This is a genomic window from Vibrio sp. 10N.261.52.C2 (assembly GCF_041471425.1).
Lineage (GTDB): Bacteria > Pseudomonadota > Gammaproteobacteria > Enterobacterales > Vibrionaceae > Vibrio > Vibrio crassostreae_C.
Window position 1 is genome coordinate 25,423 of record NZ_JBFROH010000011.1, and the last position, 26,369, is coordinate 51,791.

A 26,369-nucleotide genomic window follows, 5' to 3' on the forward strand; every position below is an offset into this window, starting at 1 on the left:
TAAAGATGAACAGGGGATTAACTTACGTTATTTACTCTACTGATAAATAGAAGGGAGTTTGAAGCGAAATGACAGGCACAAAAAAGGCCACCTAACGGCAGCCTTTCAATGTTTATCTAGTCAGTAATCGGATTACTAAGCTAGTTGAGCCTTAAGGTGCTCGATAACCGTGTCCATTGCGATAGCTTCTTTATCACCAGTACGACGGTTTTTGTATTCGAAGTTACCTTCGTCCATGCTGCGATCGCCGATAACGATAGTGTGAGGGATACCCACAAGCTCGATATCTTTAAACATAACACCAGGGCGCTCTTTACGGTCATCGAATAAAACTTCGATACCCATAGCTGTTAATTCAGCGTATAGCTTCTCAGCTGCTTCTTTAACGCGCTCAGATTTGTGCATGTTCATTGGTACGATAGCAACTTGGAACGGCGCTAGTGCGTCTGGCCAAGTGATACCGAATTTATCGTGGTTTTGCTCGATAGCAGATGCAACAACACGTGAAACACCGATACCGTAACAACCCATCTCTAGGATTACGCTCTTACCATCAGGACCAAGCACGTTACAGTTCATTGCTTTAGAGTAAGTATTACCCAGTTGGAAGATGTGACCCACTTCGATACCACGCTTAAGCTGGATAGTACCTTTACCACATGGGCTAAGGTCACCTTCAACTACGTTACGTAGGTCTTCAACTTGAGCAAGCTCAACGTCACGACCCCAGTTGATGCCGAAGTAGTGCTTACCATCTACGTTTGCACCAGCGCCAAAGTCGCTCATTACAGCAACAGAGCGGTCAACGATGAATGGTAGCTCTAGGCCAACAGGTCCAAGTGAACCAGGACCTGCACCAACAAGTGCGCGGATTTCTTCTTCAGAAGCCATCTCTAGCGGAGAAGCAACCTGTGGAAGGTTCTCTGCTTTCACTTCGTTCAGTTCGTGGTCACCACGGATGATTAGCGCGATGATATCAGCGTCTACTTCATCAGAAGCTTTAACGAATAGAGTCTTAACAGTCTTCTCGATTGCTAGACCGTGTTGCTCTACCAATTCTGCGATAGTTTTCGCATTTGGTGTATCAACCAGTTCCATCTCTTGAGTTGGTGCTGCTGCATCTTCAGTAGGAGCAAGTGCTTCTGCTTTTTCGATGTTTGCTGCGTAATCTGACTCAGTTGAGAATGCGATTAGGTCTTCGCCGCTTTCAGCAAGAACGTGGAACTCTTGAGAGCCGCTGCCGCCGATTGCGCCAGAGTCTGCCAATACTGGACGGTATTCAAGGCCCATACGGTCGAATGCTTTACAGTAAGCATCGTGCATCGCTTGGTAAGACTTTTCTAAGCCTTCTTTGTCGATATCAAAGCTGTACGCATCCATCATAGAGAATTCACGTGCACGCATTACGCCAAAACGAGGGCGGCGCTCATCACGGAATTTAGTCTGGATTTGGTACAGATTTAGAGGTAGCTGTTTGTAAGAGCTGATCTCGTTACGTACTAGACTCGTTACCACTTCTTCAGCTGTTGGGCTAAGAACAAATGGACGAGAGTGACGGTCTGTGAAACGAAGTAGCTCAGGCCCCATCTTTTCAGAACGGCCAGTCTCTTCCCAAAGCTCAAACGGTTGAACTACGGGCATCAAGATTTCAACGGCACCTGCATTATCGATCTCTTGGCGAACGATATTTTCGACTTTACGCAGTACACGTAGACCAGTAGGTAGCCAAGTATATAAACCTGAAGCTAGCTTACGGATCATACCTGCACGTAGCATCAGCTGGTGGCTGATAACTTCTGCGTCGTTTGGAGTCTCTTTCAGAGTAGAAAGAAGGTAGTTACTGGTACGCATTCTATGGTATCCGTTTCATCATTGATAAAAGAAAACTTGCTGTCGTTCGTAACCACAGCAAATCTGATATAGCCGCATATAATATCAGCCTATTTGGTATCTCAAAAGCGTTCAATGTCAGTTACATTGATGAAAAGCGTTTCAACCACGAATTTCACGTTAAGATTGAACAAATTTACCGCATATTCCTTGTTGTCAGGCTTGCCTTTTTTATAGGCAGGTCGCGGATCTTGGCCTAATACTTCTTTGATCACCTGAATGATATGGCGCGCTTGTGGATGGCTTGCGAGCTTACTTTGAGCTTGCTGCGAAAAGTTAACGTCGAGCACTTCTGGTTCATCGGCGGCAAACCCTCCCAATGCATCCGGAATCGAATCTGAATAGGGGATATAAGGCTTGATGTCGATGATCGGTGTACCGTCTACTAAGTCGACGCTGCCGAGATCCAACCAAGTCTGTCCTTTCTCTTGAGACACACCTTTTAGTTCAACCGCAGACATGCCAATTCCATTTGGTCTGAATGTGGCACGTGACGCGAATACACCAATACGTTCATTCCCGCCAAGGCGAGGTGGCCTCACAGTTGGTTTCCAGCCTGCTTCAAGGTTCTTGTCGAACAGAAATAGTAACCAAACATGGCTAAATTGCTCTATATCACGAACAGACTCAAGGCAGTTTGCTGCATCAACCAATCTGACTCTTGAGGTGGATGTGGGTACCAACCTGGGCTGCCTTGGCACAGCGAACTTCTCTTTATAAGGAGACTCAATAAAGCCAACAGGTTCAATTGTGTACATAGTTGGGTGTTCTCTGATTACGATTAAGACGGAAAAATATCATAAAATCGCTTGTTTTTCTTTTGATAACAATTGTCACTTGTAGTGTTATAACATATCAAGTTGGTTATTTAAGGGGAATACAATGAAACCGAATATCCATCCAGATTACCGTCCCGTGGTTTTTCATGACACCAGTGTCGATGAGTACTTCTTAATCGGCTCAACGCTAAAAACAGACCGTACTATCGAATGGGAAGTCGGCAATACTTGCCCTTACTTCACGATTGAGGTGTCGCCAAAGTCGCATCCTTTCTATACGGGCAAACAACGAGTGCTACATAAAGAGGGACGCGTTGCGAACTTCACTCGTCGTTTTGGTCAATTAGGTAAGGGAGCTAAATAATGAAAGTTGTTAAATCACTTAAAAGTGCGAAAAGCCGTCACCCTGATTGCCAGATAGTTAAGCGTAGAGGGCGTCACTATGTGATCTGTAAATCCAATCCAAGATTTAAAGCGGTTCAAAAATAACCGTCAATATGATGTGACATGTGTGTAAAAACGAGGGGAAAGTCAAACTTCATTCATTTGTCTGTTTTTCTTTTCCTTCGAGAGGAACTTAACCGGATATCGAGTGTGTATTTAACGTACGATGTGTTTTATTTTCAAGTGAATCAATGGGTTATATTGTGAGTTATATTTCTAGTGAATGCGTTGTTGTAAATTATAAATCTAGTTTTTGTGTTTAATATAGATTTATTTGCTAATTAATTGTTCAAATAGAGTTAAAAGTCGTCGTTTGTTACACACTTTGTAACATTTTGAATTTCTAATTGATATTTTTGTCGCGTACCCTTCGCTGGCAATTTGAACATCTTTGTCACAATTGCACAGGAATAACTACACAAGGAGGGAACAGATGAGTTCATCTGCTTCAATAAAAAACAACGCACCAAAAAAACCTATTTTCACACGCTTTTTAGACAGCGTTGAATATTTGGGGAACCTTTTACCCCACCCAATCACTCTTTTTGCTATCTTCTGTGTCGCAATCCTAGTTTCTTCAGGTATTGCTGGTTACTTTGAAGTGTCTGTCATGGACCCTCGCCCTGAAGGTGCTAGTGGTCGTGCTGCTGATGGTATGATCCACGTTGTAAGCTTACTTAATGCTGAAGGCTTACAACTCATCGTAACGAATCTAGTTTCGAACTTTGTTGGCTTTGCGCCACTTGGTACTGTACTTGTTGCAATGCTAGGTGTTGCGATTGCTGAGCACTCAGGTCTATTATCTGCGGCAATGCGCGGCATGGTAATGGGCGCATCTCAGCGCATGGTTACTGTAACCGTGGTATTTGCCGGTATTATCTCTAACACGGCTTCAGAGCTGGGTTACGTAGTACTTATCCCTCTTGCAGCAATGCTTTTCCACTCATTGGGTCGTCACCCATTAGCAGGTCTAGCGGCAGCATTTGCTGGTGTATCTGGTGGTTATTCTGCAAATCTACTTATCGGTACGGTTGATCCACTGCTTTCTGGTATCACAGAAACAGCAGCACAAATGCTTGATCCATCTTACTCTGTTGGCCCTGAATCAAACTGGTACTTCATGTTTATTTCGACCTTCTTTATCTCGATTGCCGGCGCATTGGTAACAGAGAAGATTGTTGAACCTAAACTGGGTAAATACAATGTCGAAGACGCGTCTGAAGATCTTTCAAATGACTCAATGGGTAAGCTTACTGCTATTGAGAAGAAAGGCCTTAGATTGGCGGGTGTCGCTGTATTAATCGTGAGTGCGCTTTTAGCTTGGACTGTTGTTCCTGCTGACGGTGTTCTACGTTCAGAGGCGGGCACGATTTCAGGCTCTCCATTCCTGAAAAGTATCGTCGCGTTTATCTTTGTATTCTTTGCTATTCCTGGTTTTGTTTACGGCAAAATTACCGGTTCAATGAAGAATGACCGTGATGTGATTAATGCAATGGCAACGTCGATGTCTTCAATGGGCATGTACATCGTTCTTGTATTCTTTGCTGCACAGTTTGTTGCTTTCTTTAAGTGGACGAACTTTGGTCAAGTGGTTGCTGTAGGCGGCGCAACATTCCTTCAGGATATCGGCCTAACGGGTCCAATGTTGTTCTTCGCATTCATCCTAATGTGTGGTTTCATTAACCTGATGATCGGTTCAGCTTCTGCACAGTGGGCAGTAACAGCGCCAATCTTCGTTCCAATGCTAATGCTAGTAGGCTACGCACCTGAAACGATTCAAGCGGCTTACCGTATCGGTGATTCAACAACCAACATCATTACACCAATGATGAGCTACTTCGGTCTTATCCTTGCCGTAGCAACTCGCTACATGAAGAACCTAGGTATCGGTACACTGATCGCGACAATGTTGCCTTACTCAATGGTATTCATGTTTGGTTGGAGCATCTTGTTCTACCTATGGGTATTCGTATTCGGTCTACCAGTAGGTCCAGGCGCTGCAACGTACTACACGCCTTAGTTGTAGAGTAGGGGAAACCTTCTTCTAATTGATATTAAAAAAACCTGCATTGTTTGCAGGTTTTTTGATTTTTTATGGAGAGATAGAACTAGGTTAAGCTCGGATGAGCCAGCTAGCGTTTGGCTAGAATTCTATCTAAGTGGTTGGCAAACTCACGACGGTCGGTTTGAGAAAGGGCACTTGGTCCACCCGTTTGGATGCCACTTGAGCGCATGGTATCCATAAAGTCACGAATGTTCAGACGCGCTTTAATGGTCTCTTTGGTGTAAAGCTCACCACGAGAGCTGAGTGCTTGCCCACCTTTAGTGATCACTTCGTCAGCCAGAGGGATATCGGATGTAATCACAAGATCGCCGGGTTCAGTGCGCTTTACGATTTCATCATCAGCAATATCAAACCCGCTTGGCACTTGAATTGAGTGAATGTTATTGCGTTTAGGAACGGGAACCAGATGGTTTGCCACAAAGGTACATTCAACCCCTGTGCGCTCAGCTGCGCGTACGATTGTTTCTCGGATAACCTTTGGACAAGCGTCCGCATCAACCCATATCTTCATAGTGTTCTATTTCTCTGTTAGCTTATTTATCGGTCAACTTATTGCTCAGTTGCCTTATTGGCCAGTTAACTTATTGTTCAGTTAACTTATTGTTCAGTTAACTTATTACTCAGTTAATTTGGCTTCAAGCGTGGCAACGCGAGCGGTAAGTTCAAGGATTTGCTTTTCCAGTTGGCTAACACGATCAAGTGCCGGCTCTTCTTGTGTCGCGACTTCCACTTTAGGGACGCGATTGGCGCTTTTCCAGCTTTTGATAGTCATGATTAAAGCTGGCATCGGAACGGATGTGCTCATACGAGCTTTAACTAAAGCAACTGTCGGCTCTTTCCCTTGTGCTTGCAGTCCTTCAAGCACTGATTTCAACTCTTCAGACACATCTTTTGTCAGCATGTTGACCTCCATTTTTAGTCTTTGGTCATTTTACTCGCTCCGGTGAATGATAGCGAATCATAAAACCGTCCATAGCTTGTGAGAGATCTCTTACAAAGGCTGTGAGATAACACGAATACATCACTAGAGAGATTTAAGTGCATATGGTTAAGCTTTTGAATTTTAATTGTTTTATATAATTAACAACTTTATTGAATTGAAAGTGTGATGCAAATCTATTGTCCAAAATCCTAAATCGCGTAAATTAAACCTTGTCGGAAGGATTCTGACACGGAACAGGAAAGCACCAAGGATTTGGTTATCTTCAGGATGAAGATTTGGTTACTTAGGATTGAGTAGTCAAGCATGGAGCGTAAGGACATTGTAGGGATACAGCCAGTTAACAGGAAGTTAGCTGCAACGGAATGACAATGGACACCTTTAGGATTTAAAGGGTTGGATTAGCATCAGGACGATGTAAAGGACACCGCTCACGGAACAAGTGATGTGCGCTAACTAGGATTGTTAGCTTTCAGGATGATTGGACACCGCTAGGACGGCGAAGTAAAGGAAAGAGCTGAAGGATTACAGCCACTATTATGGATGATGCATGGAGCATTTATTAGTAGCCGGACTGCTGCGAGTAAGACCCTAGCCCTGACACTTCGGTGTCGGGGCTTTTCTTTATCTGAGGCTTTTCTCTACCTAGGGGCTCTCTTTAATTCAGGAGCTTTTATCTAAGAGCGCGACATCTGCTTTTCTGCTAATAGTCAACACAAGGAGTGTTTTATGACGATAGCAACCTCAAGAACGCTGTTGGTACCTTATACCGAACAGCTACAACACGACTTTATCAAGTTGAATTGCTGCCCCATTAATCGTGCTGAAATGAATGGGCCGCACTCTATTGCCTCTGCGAAGCTCTTATTTCAAGAGATACTGCAAGACAACGCCGGCTTCTGCCGCGCGATTATCCATAACCAAACCCGTGAATATCTTGGACATGTCTTTGTTTCATCAGAAGAGGGTCAGCATGAGCTTGGCTTTATTTTGGATAAAGAATTTTGGAATCAAGGTCTTGCTAGCGAAGTGCTAAAACCTTTCTTCAGTTTGGTGTGTTTTGAAGAGCACCTAACGAATGTGGTTGCGACCGTTAATGTCGGTCATAACCCATCGATTAAGTTACTCGAAAAGTTAGGCTTTGCATTTAAAGAGACCAAACAAGATCAGTTTGGCCCTTATCATGAATATCGTTATACCGAGTTTTGCGACGTTACATTCTATGAGGCTGTAGCTCAAACCGCATAGAGCGGAAGCCGACCATAGTCAGTTTTCCTTGGTACAGATCATCACCCAATGCTGAAAACTCAAATTGGTACACAGTGTGCCAGCGCCAAATGGTGGTTAGCTCATGGCGCATCTTAAATTTATGACCACTGAAGGCAACGCTTAGTAGCTGCAAGTCGAGCTCTTTACATTTTCTCGCAATGGCAGTTTTCGCAAGCTCTGATTGCCTGCGCTGCTGCCAAAAGAAAAAGCAAAAGAAGCACAGCATCAAAATAGCCAATAAGTTATCTATCATTTAATCCATACTTCCTTTTATCTCTCTATTCCGTTCGTGATTTGAGCTTTTTGTTATGAGCTACTGAGCTGTTCTGTCTGGTATCTATTGCGACTTAGCCGCTTGTTGTAATTCTACAAGTGCATTGGCGAGTTCTGGTGATGGGTTCGAGTTCAATAATGGTAAAAATACCATTCTCAGTGTCGGAATCATCACTAAATCTGCAAATAACTGATTGAACAAGTTTTGGTTGCCCGTTTGTGCGAGACGCAGCAAGAACTGCTCAGCAATCGCAGGATCTTGCAGTGCGTGCCAGCTGCGACCAGCCAAACCAATCAATACTTCTTGGTGGCTTAAGCGCGGGCTAGCCAGAACTTGGTTAATTACGGCGTTGGTTGTGCTTTGCTCTGCGCCAGAAAGGGCACGTACCAGTGCTGACAGTAAGAACAGATCTGGCTCTTGACTGTTAATCTCATTCTCTGCCATTTCTTGTAAGCGTTGAGCGAGCTTGTCATTGATTTGCGTATGCTCAAGCGCCCCGAGAGTCGCGTATAGAGGTTCTGAAGGCAGCTTATTCAATGCTTTGCGAATCGCGACACCATTTTGTTGGCTGCCTAAACGAGCACACATATCAGTGATGCCTTGTAGGCCAACGGTTTTCCAGTTGTCCCAGCCTAGATCGCCTGTGAAGTAGTGTTGAGCGTGTTCGTAGTATTGGCTCGTTGCAAGGTCTAAACCTGCTCTTACTTGGCTATGGAACACGGCCATTTTGTCTTCTGAAGGCTTGAAGGTATATGGGTTGTTTGACAGCTTTTGTTGTTGCTCTTCGCTGATCTCACCGTTCAAACGTGTGCCCATCGCTTCGATAACAAACTTAAGGAAATTGCCGACATCACCTTGATGTAATAGGCCTCTTTCGTCCAGTTTGAATTTTAGGAACCAGATCCAAGGTTGCTTGTGTTCGTTCCAGTAACTAATCGCTAAGTGAGCTTGTTTCTGAAGTGGAAATGGGTACGGCTGTTTCCCTTGCTCAACATCAGAGAATAAGGTGTTGTCGATCTTCTGAATACGGCGACCTAGGTCGTAGATATCGTACTGGCAACCGCTATTCTTTAGTAACTGAGTGAGCGTGTGAATCGTTTCCATAGTAATAAAGCTCCTAACTTTCTTTCCTAAATAGATGGTACTCTATGCCCCAATTTCAAGGTCACTAGATAAATAACTTGGTGAAAAATGACAGCAGCCACAAAGTTACCTCTTTTACTTCAACAATTAGAACAACAAATGCGCCAATGTTCGCTATGGAGCACGCTTCCGCCTTCGGATGAAGCTCTGGCGAGCGTTGAACCTTTCGGGATTGATTCGTTACAACCGGAAGAGTGGTTGCAGTGGATCTTTATCGTTAAGATCAACGCAATGATGGATGCCCAAATGAGCCTACCGAAAGGCTTTGCTATCCATCCTTATTTTGGTGAAGTGTGGAAAAATGAGGCAGACAAAGTCGAACTGCTAGTGACAATTCAGAGCATTGATGAGGTATGTGCGTAATGTTAGAGATCATTTATCAAGATGAGTACTTTGTCGCGGTGAATAAGCCCGCTGGCATGCTAGTGCATCGTTCATGGTTGGATAAACACGAAACGCAATTTGTTATGCAGACATTGCGCGATCAAATTGGTCAGCATGTATTTCCATTACACCGCTTAGACAGACCGACATCGGGTGTGTTGGTGTTTGCGTTGTCGAGTGAGGTTGCTTCACAGGTGATGCCAATGTTCGCTAATCATGAGATGCAAAAAACCTATCATGCGATTGTCCGTGGTTGGATAGAAGAGGGCGATACGCTCGATTATGCACTTAAGGTTGAGCTGGATAAGATCGCAGATAAGTTCGCGAAAGAAGACAAAGAAGCGCAAGAGGCAGTGACAGTCTATGAACCGCTAGCAAAAGTAGAAGTGCCATATTCAACAGGACGCTTTCCTACGAGCCGCTACTGCTTGGTTGAGATGATGCCAAAGACAGGTCGCAAACATCAGCTGCGTCGTCACATGGCTCATCTAAGACATCCGATTGTCGGTGATACTTCACATGGTGATGGTAAGCACAATCGACTGTTCCGTGATGATTTAGATTCGCATCGTTTGTTGTTGCACGCTTCTGAGCTTCGCTTTATCCATCCTTTCACAAAAGAAGAGTTGGTGATGAAGGCCAACCTTGATGAAACTTGGCTAAGGTTGTTTGAAACCTTTGAGTGGGATACTAACTTAATCGATGCTCAAACTTGCTTGTCTAAGTAAGTCTCGCGTGTTTAGGCAATCTCCAGTCTAAGTGAATAGAGAAAATAGAATAAAAAACAAAGGGCTGATAGTGATATCAGCCCTTTTTGTATCTGTATAACCTTAACGGCATAACTAATGTTGGTTAGTTAACAGTAATAGTTAGTCGCGGGATCATTTTAGCTTTTCTAGATCAGCTTCGATCTCAGCGATCTTGCTTGATACCACTTTCTCTAGATGGCGTAAGTCGGTAAGGATCTTCTGCTTCACATCCACCTCAGCCGTTGGCGTCGGTTTGGTGATTTTGTTGAGTTCATCAATCACAAGAGTGAGGTTGCGGTTAATCTCTGTCACTTCTTTGTATTGATTATTGCCACCGCTAACAAGCACACTTTTTACTTGTCGTGGGTACTTAAATTTAACGCTTTTCGCGAACAGTTCCCCTTTCTGCTTACGAAAGTAAATCTTCAGGATATCTTTGTGCGCTTCTTGGCGAAGGGAGTAACGTTCAATCTGTTTAGGTTCGTGGATACCTAAGCCAGTGAGGTTTGGATACATAAGCGACCTCTAGGTTATGAATGTAATACTTTTATGTAATTGACTTGATCAATGTAGCAGCCTAACGACGAGCTAGATAGTTGATATCTGTGAATTGATTGTAAGTTGTGGGCAAGATCGCTCTCTATCTTTGCCCACACTTATTTGGTTATTAAACCTGTTTTTAGACTGAATTCGCTTTCTAAGGTGCGAGTTCTGAAACATGCTCAGTTAACCTTTCTCTTAGCGCTTGTTCCTGTTCTTCAGACAGTCTGCCTCCCGCATCACTGGTCAGAATAAACAAATCTTCAGCTCTCTCACCTATCGTGGTGATTTTCGCACCGTGCAAGTTGATGTCTAGCTCCGCAAAGGTTGCACCGACTTGAGCCAATAACCCCGGCGTATCAAGAGCTCTTAACTCCATCAAGGTACGTTTCTTGCTCTTGGTTGGTAGGAACTCAACTAAGGTTTTGACCTTAAAGTGTTGCAAGTTACGTGGCGTGCGACGCGTCTTAATCTTAGTCGGGCGGCCATCAGTCAATACATGAGTCAGATGTTTAGCAACGGCTTTGTGTCTTGCTTCATCAATCGCTTCGCCGTGCTGGTCTAGTACGATAAAGGTATCCAAAACATGACCATCTTTGCTAACCATGACCTGCGCGTCATGAACGTTAAAGTTACGTCTGTCGAGTTCGGCAACCACGGTCGCAAACAGTGCTGCTTGGTCTTTACAATAAACGAACACTTCTGTGCCACCGCGCGTCGCTTTCTTACTGATCAGCACTAACGGTTGGCTTGGGTCTTCTAGGCGAAGTAAGTGCTCACAGTGCCAAGCGATTTGTTTATGTGTGTGACGCAAGAAATAATCGGCCTTAAAGCGTTGCCACAACACTTCAATCTCACGAGCGGTGAAGCCTTCTTTACGCAGCAGTGCTGATGCCATTTGTTGGTTGTGACGAATACGGTCTCTGACATCGACAGGGTTTTCCAAGCCGCGGCGCAGTGCTCGCTGCGTTGAGTGGAACAGCTCAGCTAACAGGGTTCGTTTCCAACTGTTCCATAGCTCAGGGTTAGTCGCACAGATATCGGCAACGGTTAAACAAACCAGTAGCTCGAGTGATTCTTCATCACGCACTTTTTTGGCGAATTCGGTGATCACATCTGGGTCGTAGATATCACGACGTTGAGCCGTTACTGACATCAATAGGTGATTTTGTACCAACCACGCGACTTGTTTGGCTTCAGGCTTCGATAGCCCGTGTTCAATACAGAAAGAGTAAGCCTCAACCGCACCTATCTCAGAGTGGTCTCCGCCGCGGCCTTTGCCGATGTCATGGAAGATAGCGGCAAGGATAAGCAACTCTTTCTTCTGTACTCGAGGATAGACTTCACAGCAGATAGGGTGCTTATCGTGGTTTTCGACTTGACCAAAGCGGTTGATGTGCTTGAGCAGGCGGATACTGTGCTCATCCACGGTGTAAACATGGAATAGGTCAAACTGCATCTGACCAACGATCTGGCTCCACTGCGGTAAGTACGCAGAGAGCACGCCCAATTTGTGCATTAAGCTAAAGGCTTTGTGCAGGGCATTAGGGTGGCGAACTAGATCCATGAACTTGTCACGAGCTTCAGGAATGGTATGCAGGAATCGGTTCAATCGACGGCGTGCCGTACGCAGTTGTCGCAATGTTGGTGGACTTACCCCTTCGATAGTCGAGTCATTGGCGATATGGATGAACATATCGAGAATGGTTTCTGGTCTTGCTTGGAATAGGGCAGGCTTGCGCGCTTCGATCAACGAACCTCGACGTTGGAAATCACTATCGAGAATTTCAGCATCTTGGGTTTGACCGCCATTGATGATCGCTTGATCGAACAGCTTAAGCAGCATCTTATTCAGTTCAGCAACACGACGAAGAGTTCGGTAGAACTCTTTCATCATCATCTCAACACCACGGTTTCCTTCACCCGTATAACCCAGATGTTCAGCGACTTGAGCTTGATGCGCGAACGTTAAACGGTTGTCGTAACGGCGCAGTTCAATATGCAATGCAAAGCGAACACGCCATAAAAAATCTTGGCACTCAACGAGCTCACGATATTCAGCATCGGTCAGAAAGCCGTATTTGCTCATCTCTAACAAAGAGGTCGCGCCGAAGTGGCGACGCGCAACCCAGCTCAGGGTATGGATGTCTCTGAGCCCTCCCGGAGTCGATTTGATGTCCGGTTCTAAATTATAGGTGGTGTCGTGGTAGCGAGCATGACGCTCTCTCTGTTCTTGAATCTTGGCTTTGTAAAACGTCTCACTTGGCCAAAATGAATCGGAATGAATCTTCAGTTTTAGTTCTTGGAAAGTGTCTTCACTACCACATAACAATCGCGACTCTTGTAGGTTGGTCGCGACGGTTAAATCATCGGTGCCGATATCGAGACACTCAGTAATAGTTCGCACAGCATGGCCAACTTCGAGCTTTAAATCCCAAAGTAGAGTAATGAATTGACTGACCTTTTCACCAAGAGCTGGTGGTAGTGTTTTTTGCGAGACAATGAGAATATCAATGTCAGACAAAGGATGCAGTTCGCCACGACCATAACCACCCACTGCGACAAGTGAAATATGAGGCAGTTTGTTGAATCCGAAATTTTCCCACAAACGATTGAGAAGTAAATCCATGTATTCGGAGCGGAGTAGAACCAAATCGGTGACGGGATGGTGGTTCAGAAATTCATTTTTTTGATACTGCGTGAAGATCTCGAGCTGATTTTTTAATTCGCAGATTTCAATTTGTTCGTCATTGAACGTAAGAGGGCATTGATAAGGCATAGTCTGCTATCCGTGCAAGCAAATGAGAATAGTAAACAATTTAACAGAAGCTGATGGAAAATCGAAATTGAGTGGATAAAAAATATCCTCGACAATGCGAGGATATTTTTAAAAGGCTGATGCGCTCAGTTCGGTGAACTAAGCGTTCTTCATGATACGTGGGATTGTATCATCGCTGCGCAGTGTTAGTACTTCACAACCAGTATCAGTTACAACCAGAGTGTGCTCCCATTGAGCCGAGTTCTTGCTGTCTGCTGTGTATACTGTCCAGCTATCTTCGTCATCAAGACGACAGCCAAACTTACCCGCGTTGATCATTGGCTCGATAGTGAAGCACATGCCTGCTTTTAGCACGGTGCGATCGCTGTTCTTGTAGTGAACTACTTGTGGATCTTCGTGGAATTCAGAACCAATGCCGTGACCACAGTAATCTTTAACAATAGAGAACTTAGCGCGTGGGTTGTTCTTGTTGTTTGTTTTGATGTACTTCTCGATAGCAGTACCGATTTGACCAAGTTGAACACCTGGCTTAACTTGGCGCATGCCTTCGTAAAGTGCTTCTTGAGCAACCATGCACAGACGCTTGTTTGCAGGTGAAACCTCACCCACTAGGAACATCTTAGAGGTGTCACCGTGGTAGCCTTGAGGGCGAGTACTAAGATCGGCATTTGCGTCATCAGGGATGATAACTGTGATATCAACGTTCAGAATGTCGCCATCTTTGAGTACCGCAGGTTTGAATTGACCTGTGCTACCCGTCTCGTCTTGTGACGCGGGAATGCCGTGACACACAATATGATTGATAGACGTACAGATAGACTTAGGGAAACCGTGGTAATCGAGTGGCGCAGAGTATGCACCTCTTTCTAGAGCGTACTCATGACAAAGCGTATTGAGCTCTTCCGTCGTGGTACCCACTTGGATGTGAGGTTCGATCATCTCAATAATGTCAGCGGCCAGCTTGCCGGCGACGCGCATTTTTTCAATTTCTTCAGCAGTTTTAATTTTTACAGCCATTGCATATCTCTTAATTTGGTAGCACCTAAGTGTGCATATTGGGGCTATTCTATCAGTGCAGCAATTTAGCGCAACATTACCATGTCCGTACAATACTGGAGGATACTGTTAACGTGATTAAATAATGTTCGGTTAACAGATGCAGAACCTGCTTGATATAGACACTATTTTATAGAGAAAATTTACCTTTAGAGATCAGTATAGCAGTCGCCATTTTTAGAATTTTTTCTAGCCATAGATAGACAAAATATGGTATAAAGCGCGCCGGACATCAGGACTGTTTTCTCCAATTGGCGAAACAAGCTTTATGTCCACTAACTTATTTCTTTAAATCACACACATTCCGACACATGTTCCGGGGTGCCTCAACAACACAGATAACGGCTGAAAAGTGGTTAGTTGTTAGGGGTCGGATTCATGGGGGATGTGGAGGCCTAACCCCATAGAGGATTTTAAAATGGCAACTGTATCAATGCGCGATATGCTTAAAGCTGGTGTTCACTTCGGTCACCAAACTCGTTACTGGAACCCAAAAATGAAGCCATTCATCTTTGGTGCTCGTAACAAAGTACATATCATCAACCTAGAAAAAACTGTACCAATGTTCAACGAAGCTCTAGCAGAAATCGCTAAAGTTGGTGAGAAGAAAGGTAAAGTTCTTTTTGTTGGTACTAAGCGCGCTGCATCTGAAGCTGTTAAAGAAGCTGCTATCAACAGCAACCAGTTCTACGTTAACAACCGCTGGTTAGGCGGTATGCTAACGAACTACAAAACTGTTCGTCAGTCTATCAAGCGTCTGAAAGAACTTGAAGCGCAAGCTCAAGACGGTACTTTCGACAAGCTAACTAAGAAAGAAGCTCTAATGCGCACTCGTGAAATGGAGAAGCTAGAGAAGTCTCTTGGTGGTATTAAGAACATGGGCGGCCTTCCAGACGCTCTATTCGTAATCGATGCTGATCACGAACACATCGCAGTTAAAGAAGCAAACAACCTAGGTATCCCAGTTTACGCTGTAGTTGATACTAACTCTAACCCAGACGGCGTTGACTTCGTTATCCCAGGTAACGATGATGCAATCCGTGCAGTACAGCTTTACCTAAACGCTGCTGCAGACGCGGTTAAAGAAGGTCGTAACAAAGATGTTGCTGCTGTAGCTGCTGAAAAAGACGGTTTTGTAGAAGCTGAATAATAGCGGCTCTGAGCCATATTTAGTTCATATTAAGCGGTCATAATCGGTGGCTTAACGGACTGAATACAGTCAATATCAGGGGCCAATTAATTAGGCCCCTGTTTTTTATCTTTTTTAGAATTTACTGAGGAATAGAGAATGGCAACTGTAACTGCAGCTCTAGTTAAAGAACTTCGTGAACGCACAGCTGCGGGCATGATGGAATGTAAAAAAGCACTTGTTGCTGCTGAAGGCGACATCGAGCTAGCAATTGAAAATATGCGTAAATCTGGCGCAGCGAAAGCAGCTAAAAAAGCTGGTAACGTTGCTGCTGAAGGCGCAATCATCATCAAAGAAGCAAACGGCGCAGCTGCTCTTCTTGAAGTTAACTGCCAAACTGATTTCGTAGCTAAAGATGCAGGTTTCCTTGCATTCGCTAACGAAGTTGCTGAAGTTGCTCTAGCAGAACGTCTAGAAATCGCTGCTCTTCAAGCTAAATTTGAAGAAGCGCGTATTGCACTAGTAACTAAGATCGGTGAAAACATCAACATCCGTCGCGTACAATTCGTTGAAGGTGTTGCACTAGCTTCTTACCGTCACGGCGAGAAAATCGGTGTTGTTGTTGCTGGTGAAGGCGAAGCTGAAACGCTTAAGCACGTTGCAATGCACGTTGCTGCATCACGTCCTGAGTTCCTAAACCCAGAAGACGTACCTGCAGACGTAGTTGAGAAAGAAAAAGCAGTTCAAGTTGAAATCGCTATGAACGAAGGCAAACCAGCTGAAATCGCAGAGAAAATGGTTGTTGGCCGTATGAAGAAATTCACGGGCGAAATCTCTCTAACTGGTCAAGCTTTCATCATGGAACCTAAGAAAACTGTTGGCGAAATCCTTAAAGAAAAAGGCGCTGCAGTATCTAACTTCGTACGTCTAGAAGTTGGTGAAGGTATCGAGAAAGCTGCTGAAATGAGCTTCGCTGACGAAGTTGCAGCGGTACAAAAAGGTTAATCCTTAGCGTATTGTTTGAAAAAAGACCGTGGCAAATGCTGCGGTCTTTTTATGAATAGTGAACTATTTTTGAAGGCAACGTTAGTAGTTATGAATGCAAACTGACTTACTCAGTTTTTATCCATGACTGTTAATCATCAACTCTTTGGAAGGTAAACTCCATGACTACGAACCCTAAACCAGTGTATCAACGTATTCTGTTAAAACTTAGCGGTGAAGCGCTACAAGGCGAAGAAGGTTTTGGTATTGACCCAACGATCCTTGATCGTATGGCTCAAGAAGTAAAAGAATTGGTTGAACTAGGCGTTCAAGTTGGTGTTGTTATCGGTGGCGGTAACTTGTTCCGTGGTGCTGGTCTTGCTGAAGCTGGCATGAACCGCGTTGTTGGTGACCACATGGGTATGCTTGCAACGGTAATGAACGGCCTTGCAATGCGTGACGCTCTTCACCGTGCTTACGTAAACGCACGTGTAATGTCTGCAATCCCTCTTAAAGGTGTGTGTGACGACTACAACTGGGCAGATGCAATCAGCCAACTACGTCAAGGTCGCGTTGTGATCTTCTCTGCTGGTACGGGTAACCCATTCTTCACTACGGATTCTGCTGCATGTCTACGTGGTATCGAAATCGAAGCTGACGTAGTTCTAAAAGCGACAAAAGTAGATGGTGTATTTACTTCTGACCCTGTAGCAAACCCAGACGCAGAGTTGTATGATACGTTGTCTTACAACACGGTTCTTGATAAAGAACTTAAAGTAATGGACTTGGCTGCATTTACGCTAGCACGTGATCACAAAATGCCAATCCGTGTATTTAACATGAATAAACCAGGCGCACTACGTCGCGTGGTTATGGGTGAAACTGAAGGTACATTAATCAGCGACGCTGACTAATTTTTCGGGCTTACTGAGGTGTTGTACCTTGGTAAGCTTATCCTTATCACTCCAAATAAAAAGCTTTCTTGAAGAAAGAACATAATCAAGGTGAAATTGTGATTAACGAAATCAAAAAAGACGCTCAAGAGCGCATGGTAAAAAGTGTTGATGCACTAAAAAACAGCCTGCAAAAGATTCGTACAGGCCGTGCGCACCCGAGCCTACTTTCTGGTCTTACTGTTGAGTACTACGGTGCTCCAACGCCTTTGACTCAAGTAGCTAACGTTATCGCTGAAGATGCACGTACACTAGCTATTACAGTGTTTGATAAAACACTGACTCCTCTAGTTGAAAAAGCAATCCTGACATCTGACCTAGGCCTAAACCCTATGTCTGCTGGTACGGTTATCCGTGTTCCACTTCCACCGCTAACGGAAGAGCGTCGTAAAGACCTAGTTAAAATCGTTCGTGGCGAAGCTGAAGGTGGCCGTGTTGCTATCCGTAACATCCGTCGTGACGCGAATGGCGATCTAAAAGCACTTCTTAAAGATAAAGAAATCTCTGAAGATGAAGATCGTAAAGCACAAGACGAAATTCAAAAGCTAACTGACGCTGCGGTTAAGAACGTAGACGAAGTTCTAGCTGTTAAAGAAAAAGAGTTGATGGAAGTTTAATTTTCCATATTCTTTTCTTTCCGGAAAAACGCTGTACTCACGGTGCAGCGTTTTTTTATGCTACTCTGTTCGACTATTAGAATTTGATTCACTCTTTTATGCATAATTCTCAAGCGTTCACAGACTCTCTTCCTAAACACATTGCTATCATTATGGATGGTAATGGTCGCTGGGCAAAAGCTCAGGGCAAGCCTCGCGTCTTTGGCCATAAAAACGGTGTTCAAGCCGTTCGTAAAACTATCTCTTCTGCAGCCAGACTTGGCATTAAAGCCGTTACTCTTTTTGCATTTAGTAGCGAAAACTGGCGTCGTCCTGAAGAAGAAGTCGGTATCTTGATGGAACTGTTTATTTCAGTGCTGTCGAGTGAAGTTAAAAAGCTTCATAAAAATAATCTACAACTTCGTGTTATTGGTGATAAAAGTCGTTTCAATGATCGACTACAAAAGAAGATAGAAGAAGCGGAAGCTTTGACTAGCACCAATACGGGTATGGTTATTAATATTGCAGCTAACTACGGCGGTAAGTGGGATATTCAGCAAGCAATGACCTCTATTGCTCAACAGGTAAAGTCTGGTGATATTAATGTAGATGACATTGATGAAGCTATGATTACACAGCACCTGACAATGGCAGATATTCCTGAAGTCGATCTACTTATCCGTACCAGTGGCGAATGCCGCATTAGTAATTTTATGCTTTGGCAGTTGGCTTACGCCGAAATGTATTTCACTGAACAATTCTGGCCAGACTTTAATGAAGACAGCTTAGTAGAAGCTGTGACTTGGTTTGTTAACCGTGAGCGTCGTTTTGGATGCACCGGTGAGCAAATTAAAGCTCTGATGGACAGTTAATAAGGATTTTTTGGTTTGAAACAACGAATTATTACGGCGTTGATTTTAGCTCCCCTAGTTATTCTAGGTATTTTCGAGTTATCACTTCCTACATTTATTCTTTCACTAGCGGTAATCTCGCTATTGGGTTTTTGGGAGTGGACTCAGTTTGTTGAAAGCAAATCACGTTATGTAGCGTTGATTCCAACGGTTGTGGTAAGTGCTGCAAGTTTTGCTTTTATCCCTTTTGATGCATTTAGCCTTAATAACTTGTCTACTGCTCACTACGCCATTCTAACGATTGGCTCGATTTGGTGGGTAATCGCGAGTGGCATGGCGGTGACTTATCCTAAGTCTATGCCTGCATGGAAAGACTCTTCTCTTCTTCGTCACGCCTTTGGTGTGCTGACTCTGCTGCCATTCTTCTGGAGTGTGGTTATCCTGCGTGCTAACGGTATCGATGCTGATCCTTACCACGGTGCTAAACTGGTGATGTTTGTTTGCTTGCTTGTTTGGGCTGCAGATAGCGGCGCATACTTTTCAGGAAAGAGTTTTGGTAAGCGTAAAATGGCACCAGCGGTAAGCCCTAATAAGACGATTGAAGGTCTTATCGGTGGCATTATTACTGCGGTGATCGTGGCTTGGATCTTTGCTGACTTGTTTGACATCCAATTCACAAGCCCACTTCACATGATTGTTATTACCCTTGTGACCGTTGTTATTTCTGTTCTAGGTGACCTTGTTGAGAGCATGTTTAAGCGTGTTTCTGGGGTGAAAGACAGCAGTAATCTGATTCCTGGTCATGGTGGTATACTAGATAGAATAGATAGCTTAACGGCTGCATTCCCTGTCTTTGCTCTGCTTTATTTAGCATTCTAATAAAAAAGGGCAGTGATTCTGCCCTTTATTACATTTCTACGGTCATATGTGATGCGAAATCTAACTATCCTTGGCGCTACCGGCTCAATTGGTGCAAGTACACTAAAAGTCGTTGAGCAAAACCCAGATCTCTATTCAGTGGTTGCACTGGCTGCAGGCTCGAATGTTGAAAAGATGCTGGCGTTAGTTGAAAAGTGGCAACCAAGCTATGTTGCTATGGCTTGCTCTGATGCAGCGTCTCAACTGACTGAAGTGTTGTCCGTGAGTTACCCTAACGTAAAAGTACTTTCAGGCACTGAAGGCATGTGTCAGGTTGCTTCTCTAGAGGAAGTGGACACGGTAATGGCCGCGATTGTTGGTGCCGCTGGTTTACTTCCTACTATGTCTGCGGTTAAAGCGGGCAAGCGTATCTTGCTTGCAAACAAAGAAGCTTTGGTGATGTCTGGGCAGTTGTTTATCGACGCCGTGGAAAAATACGGTGCAGAGCTGCTTCCTGTCGATAGCGAGCATAATGCTATTTTCCAATGCCTTCCGCAGAACGTACAAACTAACCTAGGCCGCTGTAACCTTGAAGAAAACGGCATTAACCATATTCTTCTGACTGGTTCTGGTGGTCCTTTCCGTTATACCGATGTGGCTGAACTCGAATCAGTGACTCCTGAACGCGCAATTGCACACCCTAACTGGTCTATGGGGCCTAAGATCTCTGTCGATTCTGCGACTATGATGAATAAAGGGCTAGAGTACATTGAAGCGAAATGGCTATTTAATGCTTCTCAGGAGCAGTTAAAGGTCATCATTCACCCGCAGTCTGTGATTCACTCGATGGTTCAGTACAAGGATGGCTCTGTGCTTGCTCAAATGGGCGAACCAGATATGGCAACGCCAATCGCTTTGACGATGTCTTACCCTAATCGTACCGAGGCGGGTGTTAAGCCTTTAGACTTTACTAAAGTGGGTGAGCTTACCTTCTTAGAACCAGATTTCAGTCGTTACCCGTGTTTGAGGTTAGCGATTGAAGCGTGCTACTTAGGTCAGCATGCGACAACAGCCATTAATGCAGCAAACGAGATCGCGGTCGATGCTTTCTTGAACAATCAGGTGAAGTTTACCGATATTGCTGTCATTAACGAACACGTTATGAGCAAAGTATGTGAACAACATAACTCTGAGGGTTTAGATAGCTTGGAAAGCCTTCTCGAGCTCGATAATATGTCTCGTCAAATAGCCATTCAATTTATTAAAGAGCAGCTAGCATGAGTGGAATTCTGTGGAACTTCGCATCTTTTATCGTAGCGCTTGGCATTCTGGTTGCTGTTCATGAGTTTGGACACTTCTGGGTCGCTCGTCGTTGTGGTGTGAAAGTTGAAAAATTCTCGATTGGTTTTGGTAAATCAATCTGGAGTAAAGTGGGCCGTGATGGTACTGAATACAGCTTGTCAGTGATTCCACTGGGCGGCTACGTTAAGATGCTCGATGGTCGTGTTGACGATCTTTCTGAAGATCAACAGCAATACGCTTTCGACAAGAAGCCGCTTTGGAAACGAACGGCGATTGTGGGTGCAGGCCCTGCATTCAACTTTATCTTTGCGGTGTTCGCGTATTGGTTAGTATTTTTGATTGGCGTACCCGCGGTTAAGCCCGTGATTGGTGAAGTCACTCCACAATCTATTGCTGCACAAGCCGGAATTGAAACTGGAATGGAACTTAAATCTATTTCAGGAATCAAAACCGCAGATTGGGAATCAGTCAATATGGGGTTGATATCGCACATTGGTGATCAATCCATGACAGTGACGGTTGCTTCTCAAGACGACATCGGCTTTGAGCAACAAATGACATTGGATATTTCAGACTGGTCGTTCAACCCAGAAACTGAATCTGCAATGACAACGCTGGGCTTTAGACCGTATTCTCCAGAGATATCGACCGTACTGGCTCAAATCATTGATGATGGCGCTGCATACGATGCAGGTCTTGAAGCTGGCGATAAAATTGTTGAGATTAACGGGCAACCTATTGAACAGTGGCAGTCGGTTGTTGAGTTAATTCGTGCTAATCCAATGACATCATTGGACTTGGTCGTATTGCGAAATGGTGCCGAGCAGTCATTGGTTATGACACCAAAAAGTCGAGAGCTTTCTGATGGTTCGACAATCGGCTATGCAGGTATTGCTCCGGAAGTCGCAGAATGGCCAGAAGATTATCGCTTTGAGTTACAATTTGGTGTAATTGAGTCTGTAGGAAAAGCATTTGATAAAACAGGTCAAATCATTGGATTGACACTGACAATGCTTAAGAAGCTCATCGTTGGTGATGTTGGCTTAAACAACTTGAGTGGCCCTATTTCAATCGCTAAAGGTGCAGGTACAACCGCCGATTATGGTCTGGTTTACTTCTTGGGCTTTTTGGCTCTGATTAGTGTTAACTTAGGGATTATTAATTTGGTTCCGCTGCCTATGCTTGATGGCGGACATTTGCTGTTTTTCGCTATTGAGGCCGTTACTCGTAAACCGGTACCTGAGAAAGTTCAGGAAATGGGATACAGAGTGGGAGGGGCAATCCTCTTCTCATTGATGGCTCTGGCAATATTTAACGATTTTACTCGTCTGTGAATGGTTTCTCACAGGCATTGGTAGTAGCAAGGAATAATTAGAATAAGTATGGCGATTAAGCAAATTCTGTTCGCAAGTCTATTGGCCACTAGTGTGGCTGCGAACGGAGCACAAAACTTTGTAGTTCAAGATATCAAGATCGAAGGTTTACAGCGTGTTGCACTTGGTGCTGCTCTACTGAAAATGCCAGTACGTATTGGCGATGAAGTAGATGAAAGCGATGTGTCTGAGATCATTCGTGCACTGTATGCTTCGGGCAACTTTGAGGACGTTAAAGTACTGCGTGATGAAGGTGTATTGATTGTTCAAGTTCAAGAACGACCGACCATCGCAAGCATCTCATTCTCGGGTAACAAAGCGATCAAAGAAGAGCAACTTCAGCAGAACCTAGATGCGTCTGGTGTTCGTGAAGGTGAAGCCCTTGACCGTACTACGCTGAGTAACATTGAAAAAGGCCTTGAAGATTTTTACTACAGTGTTGGTAAGTACAACGCGACAGTAAAAGCGGTTGTGACACCTCTGCCACGTAACCGTTCTGACCTTAAGTTTGTGTTTACTGAGGGCGTATCCGCTAAGATTCAGCAAATTAACTTTATCGGTAATGAAGTCTTCTCTGACTCTGAACTGCTTAGTCGTTTCAATCTGAATGTTGATGTTGCATGGTGGAATTTCCTTGCGGATGAAAAATACCAAAAGCAAGTATTAGCCGGTGATATCGAAGCGCTGAAATCTTACTACCTTGACCGTGGTTACCTTAAGTTTAAGGTTGACTCTACGCAGGTGGCGATCTCTCCAGACAAAAAAGGTGTTTACATCACGCTTGGCCTCGATGAAGGCGAAGCCTACACCGTTAAAGATGTCTCTTTCCGTGGTGAATTAATCGGTCGTGAGGCTGACTTCGAAGCGTTAGTGCCATTCGAAGACGGCGATACGTACAACGGTTCTTCGGTAACGTCTTTGGAAGAGAACGTAAAACGAATTCTTGGTGAATCTGGCTACGCGTACCCACAAGTTCGCACGATTCCTGAATTTGACGATGAGACCAAAGAAGTGTCGTTGGTTATCAATGTAGAAGCGGGCAGCCGTATCTATGTTCGTGATATTCGATTCACGGGTAACAACTCAACGAAAGACGAAGTACTGCGTCGTGAAATGCGTCAAATGGAAGGCAGCTGGCTTAACTCTAAGTCTATTGATACCGGTAAGAGCCGTCTTAACCGTTTAGGTTTCTTTGAAACGGTTGATGTACAAACAGTGCGTGTTCCTGGCAGTGAAGACCAAGTTGATTTGGTTTACAACGTTAAGGAAGCGAACTCAGGCAGTATCAACTTTGGTGTTGGCTACGGTACTGAATCAGGTGTTAGTTTCCAAGTTGGTTTGCAACAAGATAACTTTGCAGGTTCAGGTAACCGTGTTGGCGTAAGTGCCATGATGAATGATTACCAAAAGAACGTGAGCTTAGACTACCGTGACCCATACTGGAACCTTGATGGTGTGAGCTTAGGCGGTAAGATCTTCTACAACGAATTTGAAGCCTCTGAAGCGGGCATCGTCGACTATACCAACCAAAGTTACGGTACCAGCCTAACATGGGGTTTCCCTATGGATGAGCTGAACCGTATCGAGTTTGGTGTGGGCTATACGCACAACAAGATCGGTAACGTACCGACTTATATCCAAGTTGAACAGTTCGCGAGAAGTATCGACCAATACGGTGACGAGCACATCTTAACCGATGACTTCGATATCAATATTTCATGGACGCGTAACAATTTGAACCGTGGTTTCTTCCCAACTGAGGGTAACCACCAACGTGCTTTCGCTAAAATGACGGTACCAGGCTCTGATGCTCAGTACTTCAAAATGCAGTACGATGTAAAACATTACATCCCGCTGACCAAAAAGCATGAGTTCACACTATTGATGCGCGGCCGATTAGGCTATGGTAATGGTTATGGTCAAACAGATGGTAACGATAACTTGTTCCCATTCTACGAGAACTACTACGCAGGTGGTTTTACAACCCTACGTGGTTTTGGCTCTAACTCAGCTGGCCCGAAAGCCGTTTACGGCAGCAGCACAGGTAATAACCCAACCTATGATACCGCTACTGATGATTCAGTGGGTGGTAACGCGGTTGCCTTAGCAAGCTTAGAGTTAATTGTACCAACGCCGTTTGCTTCTGATGAAGCGCGCAGCCAAATTCGTACCAGTGTCTTCTTCGATATGGCAAGTGTATGGGATACCGAGTTCGTAGACCGTGGCGCACCTAACAGTGGCGGCCAGTACTACTACGATTACTCTGATCCAACAAATTACCGTTCATCTTATGGTGCAGCCCTTCAATGGATGTCACCGATGGGCCCACTGGTTTTCTCTCTAGCGAAACCAATTAAAGTTTACGAAGGTGATGATGAGGAATTCTTCACATTCACCATTGGTAGAACTTTCTAATATTTAAAGGACAATATTTTGAAAAATATGATTAAAGCAGCAGGTTTAGGCCTTGTAGTTCTTAGCTCTTCTTTCTTTGCAACAGCTGCTGAAGCTGCGCAAAAAGTGGGTTATGTAAACACTGCACAAGTATTCCAGGCTCTACCTCAGCGTGAAGTTGTTCTTCAAAAAATGCAGGAAGAGTTCAAAGACAAAGCAGCTGAGCTACAGAGCATTCAAGCTGAAGCTAAAACGAAGATTGAAAAGCTTAAGCGTGATGGCGAGCTACTAGGTCCTGACGAAGTTGAGAAGCTACGTATCGAAGTAGGCCAACTAGACAGCAAGTACAAAATCAAAGCTCAAGCACTAGAAAAAGCAAGCCAACGTCGTGAAGCACAAGAGAAGCAGAAGCTATTCAAAGTGATTCAAGATGCTGTAACGAAAGTTGCAGAGAAAGAAGGCTACGACATGATCGTTGATATTCAAGCTCTGCAATACGGCAAGCCAGAATACAACATCTCTGAGAAAGTAATTAAAGCACTGAAATAAGTTTTATGAAGAATCTGACTTTAGCCGAATTGGCAACGATTACCGGGGGAGAGCTACACGGAGATGGTACAATTACCGTTTCAGCAGTCGCTCCGATGGATAAAGCGCAAGAAGGTAACATTACGTTCCTTTCTAACGTGAAGTACAGCAAGCACCTAGGTGACTGTAAAGCGTCCGCTATTATGGTTAAAGAGAGTGAGCGTGAACTGTGCAAGACTAACGTGATTGTGGTTAATGACCCTTATGTTGCTTTTGCTAAAGTTGCTCAAGCGCTTGATACTACTCCTGCTCCCGCAGCGGCTATTGCTGATTCTGCTTCAATCTCTAGCGAAGCAACCATTGGACAAAATGTGTCTATTGGCGCGAACGCTGTGATTGAGTCTGGTGTAGTACTTAGTGATGATGTGATCATCGGTGCTGGTTGCTTTATTGGTAAAAATGCAAAAATTGGCGCAGGCACTAAGCTGTGGGCTAACGTAAGTGTTTACCATGAAGTTGTGATTGGTGAAGGATGTCTGATCCAATCAAGTACTGTTATTGGCTCTGATGGCTTTGGCTATGCGAACGAGAAAGGTGAGTGGGTTAAGATCCCGCAAGTGGGTTCTGTTCGCATTGGTAACCGCGTAGAAATCGGCGCGTGTACTACCATTGACCGTGGTGCATTAGATGACACAATCATTGAAGATAACGTTATCTTAGATAACCAACTTCAAATTGCTCACAATGTTCACATCGGATATGGTTCTGCTCTTGCGGGTGGTACTATCATCGCAGGCAGCACGACGATAGGTAAGTACTGTATTATTGGTGGCGGCAGTGTGATTAATGGTCACATTGAAATCGTTGATGGCGTTACAATCACCGGTATGGGGATGGTAATGCGCAGCATCACTGAGAAAGGCATGTACTCTTCAGGTATTCCTTTACAGCCAAATAAAGATTGGCGTAAAACAGCAACGCGTGTTCATCGAATTGATGAAATGAACAAGCGTTTGAAAACCGTTGAAAAACTTATCGAGAAGAGCGCGGAATCATAATTCCAGCATTTCTAATAAAAGGCTCGCGTAC

Annotated in this window: 26 protein-coding genes; 17 read left to right on the forward strand and 9 right to left on the reverse strand. The window is 44.4% G+C overall.

Going from position 1 to position 26,369, the window contains the following annotated elements:
- Positions 1-135 precede the first annotated feature (135 nt).
- Positions 136-1,851 (reverse strand): proline--tRNA ligase, encoded by a 1,716-nt coding sequence (locus AB4307_RS03770; RefSeq protein WP_102428248.1) that lies wholly within the window; start codon positions 1,849-1,851, stop codon positions 136-138.
- Positions 1,852-1,952: 101 nt separating this feature from the next.
- Entirely contained in the window at positions 1,953-2,648 is a 696-nt protein-coding gene (tsaA, locus tag AB4307_RS03775; RefSeq protein ID WP_017063354.1) for a tRNA (N6-threonylcarbamoyladenosine(37)-N6)-methyltransferase TrmO, read from the reverse strand.
- A gap of 124 nt (positions 2,649-2,772) precedes the next feature.
- Between tsaA and AB4307_RS03780 the strand changes: the two genes are divergently transcribed.
- The 3 genes from AB4307_RS03780 to AB4307_RS03790 all read left to right on the forward strand — a co-directional run bounded on the left by AB4307_RS03780 (position 2,773) and on the right by AB4307_RS03790 (position 5,133).
- The gene (locus AB4307_RS03780; RefSeq protein WP_136982694.1) at positions 2,773-3,033 is read left to right on the forward strand and encodes a type B 50S ribosomal protein L31; all 261 of its coding nucleotides are present in this window, start codon (positions 2,773-2,775) and stop codon (positions 3,031-3,033) included.
- Positions 3,033-3,158: a type B 50S ribosomal protein L36 gene (ykgO, locus tag AB4307_RS03785; RefSeq protein ID WP_010436457.1), complete on the forward strand. Its 126-nt coding sequence runs from the start codon at positions 3,033-3,035 to the stop codon at positions 3,156-3,158. Before AB4307_RS03780 ends, ykgO begins: the two co-directional genes overlap by 1 nt.
- Positions 3,159-3,546: 388 nt before the next feature.
- Positions 3,547-5,133 (forward strand): AbgT family transporter, encoded by a 1,587-nt coding sequence (locus tag AB4307_RS03790; RefSeq protein ID WP_010436458.1) that lies wholly within the window; start codon positions 3,547-3,549, stop codon positions 5,131-5,133.
- A gap of 112 nt (positions 5,134-5,245) precedes the next feature.
- On the opposite strand, the gene AB4307_RS03795 is transcribed toward AB4307_RS03790, so the two are convergent.
- Together AB4307_RS03795 and AB4307_RS03800 are read right to left on the reverse strand one after the other, a co-directional pair.
- Entirely contained in the window at positions 5,246-5,689 is a 444-nt protein-coding gene (locus AB4307_RS03795) for a YaiI/YqxD family protein (protein WP_017063355.1), read from the reverse strand.
- Between the two features lie 105 nt (positions 5,690-5,794).
- Entirely contained in the window at positions 5,795-6,079 is a 285-nt protein-coding gene (locus AB4307_RS03800; RefSeq protein ID WP_004734360.1) for a hypothetical protein, read from the reverse strand.
- 768 nt (positions 6,080-6,847) lie between these two features.
- On the opposite strand from AB4307_RS03800, the gene AB4307_RS03805 reads away from it, so the two are divergent.
- Positions 6,848-7,366 carry a GNAT family N-acetyltransferase gene (locus AB4307_RS03805; RefSeq protein ID WP_054547594.1) on the forward strand — a complete coding sequence of 173 codons (519 nt, stop codon included), beginning with the start codon at positions 6,848-6,850 and terminating at the stop codon, positions 7,364-7,366.
- Here the strand turns inward: AB4307_RS03805 and AB4307_RS03810 are convergent.
- Positions 7,332-7,640, reverse strand: coding sequence for a DUF3301 domain-containing protein (locus AB4307_RS03810; RefSeq protein ID WP_004734358.1), 309 nt, complete (start codon positions 7,638-7,640; stop codon positions 7,332-7,334). The genes AB4307_RS03805 and AB4307_RS03810 overlap by 35 nt on opposite strands.
- A gap of 84 nt (positions 7,641-7,724) precedes the next feature.
- Positions 7,725-8,765 (reverse strand): DUF3549 family protein, encoded by a 1,041-nt coding sequence (locus AB4307_RS03815; protein ID WP_017060747.1) that lies wholly within the window; start codon positions 8,763-8,765, stop codon positions 7,725-7,727.
- Between the two features lie 87 nt (positions 8,766-8,852).
- On the opposite strand from AB4307_RS03815, the gene AB4307_RS03820 reads away from it, so the two are divergent.
- Both AB4307_RS03820 and truC read left to right on the forward strand, forming a co-directional pair.
- Positions 8,853-9,167 carry a YqcC family protein gene (locus AB4307_RS03820; RefSeq protein ID WP_372131161.1) on the forward strand — a complete coding sequence of 105 codons (315 nt, stop codon included), beginning with the start codon at positions 8,853-8,855 and terminating at the stop codon, positions 9,165-9,167.
- On the forward strand, positions 9,167-9,916 hold the full coding sequence (gene truC, locus AB4307_RS03825; RefSeq protein ID WP_017060745.1) for a tRNA pseudouridine(65) synthase TruC: 750 nt from the start codon (positions 9,167-9,169) through the stop codon (positions 9,914-9,916). The genes AB4307_RS03820 and truC overlap by 1 nt, the downstream gene beginning before the upstream one ends.
- A 153-nt stretch (positions 9,917-10,069) precedes the next feature.
- Here truC and AB4307_RS03830 read toward each other — a convergent pair whose 3' ends face one another.
- The 3 genes from AB4307_RS03830 to map form a co-directional block, all read right to left on the reverse strand.
- Complete coding sequence (locus AB4307_RS03830) at positions 10,070-10,453, reverse strand: DUF3461 family protein (protein ID WP_004734354.1); 384 nt, start codon at positions 10,451-10,453, stop codon at positions 10,070-10,072.
- Between the two features lie 181 nt (positions 10,454-10,634).
- Positions 10,635-13,256: a bifunctional uridylyltransferase/uridylyl-removing protein GlnD gene (gene glnD / locus AB4307_RS03835; protein WP_372102560.1), complete on the reverse strand. Its 2,622-nt coding sequence runs from the start codon at positions 13,254-13,256 to the stop codon at positions 10,635-10,637.
- A 138-nt stretch (positions 13,257-13,394) separates the two neighbouring features.
- On the reverse strand, positions 13,395-14,273 hold the full coding sequence (gene map / locus AB4307_RS03840) for a type I methionyl aminopeptidase (RefSeq protein ID WP_017060743.1): 879 nt from the start codon (positions 14,271-14,273) through the stop codon (positions 13,395-13,397).
- Between the two features lie 457 nt (positions 14,274-14,730).
- On the opposite strand from map, the gene rpsB reads away from it, so the two are divergent.
- From rpsB to lpxD, 11 genes are all read left to right on the forward strand, one after another.
- Entirely contained in the window at positions 14,731-15,462 is a 732-nt protein-coding gene (gene rpsB, locus AB4307_RS03845; RefSeq protein WP_032547152.1) for a 30S ribosomal protein S2, read from the forward strand.
- Between the two features lie 138 nt (positions 15,463-15,600).
- Positions 15,601-16,446, forward strand: coding sequence for a translation elongation factor Ts (tsf, locus tag AB4307_RS03850; protein ID WP_372131163.1), 846 nt, complete (start codon positions 15,601-15,603; stop codon positions 16,444-16,446).
- A 161-nt stretch (positions 16,447-16,607) separates the two neighbouring features.
- Positions 16,608-17,339 (forward strand): UMP kinase, encoded by a 732-nt coding sequence (gene pyrH / locus AB4307_RS03855; RefSeq protein ID WP_017060742.1) that lies wholly within the window; start codon positions 16,608-16,610, stop codon positions 17,337-17,339.
- A 98-nt stretch (positions 17,340-17,437) separates the two neighbouring features.
- Entirely contained in the window at positions 17,438-17,995 is a 558-nt protein-coding gene (gene frr, locus AB4307_RS03860; protein WP_017060741.1) for a ribosome recycling factor, read from the forward strand.
- A gap of 98 nt (positions 17,996-18,093) precedes the next feature.
- A complete protein-coding gene (uppS, locus tag AB4307_RS03865) occupies positions 18,094-18,846 on the forward strand; it encodes an undecaprenyl pyrophosphate synthase (protein ID WP_017063364.1) in 753 nt (250 codons plus the stop codon).
- Positions 18,847-18,861: 15 nt separating this feature from the next.
- Positions 18,862-19,704 carry a phosphatidate cytidylyltransferase gene (locus tag AB4307_RS03870; RefSeq protein ID WP_017063365.1) on the forward strand — a complete coding sequence of 281 codons (843 nt, stop codon included), beginning with the start codon at positions 18,862-18,864 and terminating at the stop codon, positions 19,702-19,704.
- A 51-nt stretch (positions 19,705-19,755) separates the two neighbouring features.
- Entirely contained in the window at positions 19,756-20,964 is a 1,209-nt protein-coding gene (ispC, locus tag AB4307_RS03875) for a 1-deoxy-D-xylulose-5-phosphate reductoisomerase (RefSeq protein WP_017060737.1), read from the forward strand.
- Positions 20,961-22,319 (forward strand): sigma E protease regulator RseP, encoded by a 1,359-nt coding sequence (rseP, locus tag AB4307_RS03880; protein ID WP_017060736.1) that lies wholly within the window; start codon positions 20,961-20,963, stop codon positions 22,317-22,319. Before ispC ends, rseP begins: the two co-directional genes overlap by 4 nt.
- A 48-nt stretch (positions 22,320-22,367) precedes the next feature.
- Complete coding sequence (gene bamA, locus AB4307_RS03885) at positions 22,368-24,773, forward strand: outer membrane protein assembly factor BamA (RefSeq protein WP_017069384.1); 2,406 nt, start codon at positions 22,368-22,370, stop codon at positions 24,771-24,773.
- 27 nt (positions 24,774-24,800) lie between these two features.
- The gene (locus AB4307_RS03890) at positions 24,801-25,301 is read left to right on the forward strand and encodes an OmpH family outer membrane protein (protein ID WP_017056311.1); all 501 of its coding nucleotides are present in this window, start codon (positions 24,801-24,803) and stop codon (positions 25,299-25,301) included.
- Positions 25,302-25,306: 5 nt separating this feature from the next.
- Positions 25,307-26,338 carry a UDP-3-O-(3-hydroxymyristoyl)glucosamine N-acyltransferase gene (gene lpxD / locus AB4307_RS03895; protein ID WP_171732507.1) on the forward strand — a complete coding sequence of 344 codons (1,032 nt, stop codon included), beginning with the start codon at positions 25,307-25,309 and terminating at the stop codon, positions 26,336-26,338.
- The last annotated feature ends 31 nt before the right edge of the window (positions 26,339-26,369 follow it).

Excerpts from the sequence above, each read along its gene's own strand:
- truC (WP_017060745.1), top strand. The coding sequence starts at position 9,167 with ATGTTAGAGATCATTTATCAAGATGAGTACTTTGTCGCGGTGAATAAG.
- AB4307_RS03830 (WP_004734354.1), bottom strand. The coding sequence starts at position 10,453 with ATGTATCCAAACCTCACTGGCTTAGGTATCCACGAACCTAAACAGATT.
- rpsB (WP_032547152.1), top strand. The coding sequence starts at position 14,731 with ATGGCAACTGTATCAATGCGCGATATGCTTAAAGCTGGTGTTCACTTC.
- ispC (WP_017060737.1), top strand. The coding sequence starts at position 19,756 with ATGCGAAATCTAACTATCCTTGGCGCTACCGGCTCAATTGGTGCAAGT.
- AB4307_RS03820 (WP_372131161.1), top strand. The coding sequence starts at position 8,853 with ATGACAGCAGCCACAAAGTTACCTCTTTTACTTCAACAATTAGAACAA.
- AB4307_RS03815 (WP_017060747.1), bottom strand. The coding sequence starts at position 8,765 with ATGGAAACGATTCACACGCTCACTCAGTTACTAAAGAATAGCGGTTGC.
- AB4307_RS03780 (WP_136982694.1), top strand. The coding sequence starts at position 2,773 with ATGAAACCGAATATCCATCCAGATTACCGTCCCGTGGTTTTTCATGAC.
- lpxD (WP_171732507.1), top strand. The coding sequence starts at position 25,307 with ATGAAGAATCTGACTTTAGCCGAATTGGCAACGATTACCGGGGGAGAG.
- bamA (WP_017069384.1), top strand. The coding sequence starts at position 22,368 with ATGGCGATTAAGCAAATTCTGTTCGCAAGTCTATTGGCCACTAGTGTG.
- tsf (WP_372131163.1), top strand. The coding sequence starts at position 15,601 with ATGGCAACTGTAACTGCAGCTCTAGTTAAAGAACTTCGTGAACGCACA.
- map (WP_017060743.1), bottom strand. The coding sequence starts at position 14,273 with ATGGCTGTAAAAATTAAAACTGCTGAAGAAATTGAAAAAATGCGCGTC.
- AB4307_RS03805 (WP_054547594.1), top strand. The coding sequence starts at position 6,848 with ATGACGATAGCAACCTCAAGAACGCTGTTGGTACCTTATACCGAACAG.
- AB4307_RS03790 (WP_010436458.1), top strand. The coding sequence starts at position 3,547 with ATGAGTTCATCTGCTTCAATAAAAAACAACGCACCAAAAAAACCTATT.
- rseP (WP_017060736.1), top strand. The coding sequence starts at position 20,961 with ATGAGTGGAATTCTGTGGAACTTCGCATCTTTTATCGTAGCGCTTGGC.
- uppS (WP_017063364.1), top strand. The coding sequence starts at position 18,094 with ATGCATAATTCTCAAGCGTTCACAGACTCTCTTCCTAAACACATTGCT.
- pyrH (WP_017060742.1), top strand. The coding sequence starts at position 16,608 with ATGACTACGAACCCTAAACCAGTGTATCAACGTATTCTGTTAAAACTT.
- tsaA (WP_017063354.1), bottom strand. The coding sequence starts at position 2,648 with ATGTACACAATTGAACCTGTTGGCTTTATTGAGTCTCCTTATAAAGAG.
- AB4307_RS03810 (WP_004734358.1), bottom strand. The coding sequence starts at position 7,640 with ATGATAGATAACTTATTGGCTATTTTGATGCTGTGCTTCTTTTGCTTT.
- AB4307_RS03770 (WP_102428248.1), bottom strand. The coding sequence starts at position 1,851 with ATGCGTACCAGTAACTACCTTCTTTCTACTCTGAAAGAGACTCCAAAC.
- glnD (WP_372102560.1), bottom strand. The coding sequence starts at position 13,256 with ATGCCTTATCAATGCCCTCTTACGTTCAATGACGAACAAATTGAAATC.
- AB4307_RS03800 (WP_004734360.1), bottom strand. The coding sequence starts at position 6,079 with ATGCTGACAAAAGATGTGTCTGAAGAGTTGAAATCAGTGCTTGAAGGA.
- ykgO (WP_010436457.1), top strand. The coding sequence starts at position 3,033 with ATGAAAGTTGTTAAATCACTTAAAAGTGCGAAAAGCCGTCACCCTGAT.
- AB4307_RS03890 (WP_017056311.1), top strand. The coding sequence starts at position 24,801 with ATGATTAAAGCAGCAGGTTTAGGCCTTGTAGTTCTTAGCTCTTCTTTC.
- AB4307_RS03795 (WP_017063355.1), bottom strand. The coding sequence starts at position 5,689 with ATGAAGATATGGGTTGATGCGGACGCTTGTCCAAAGGTTATCCGAGAA.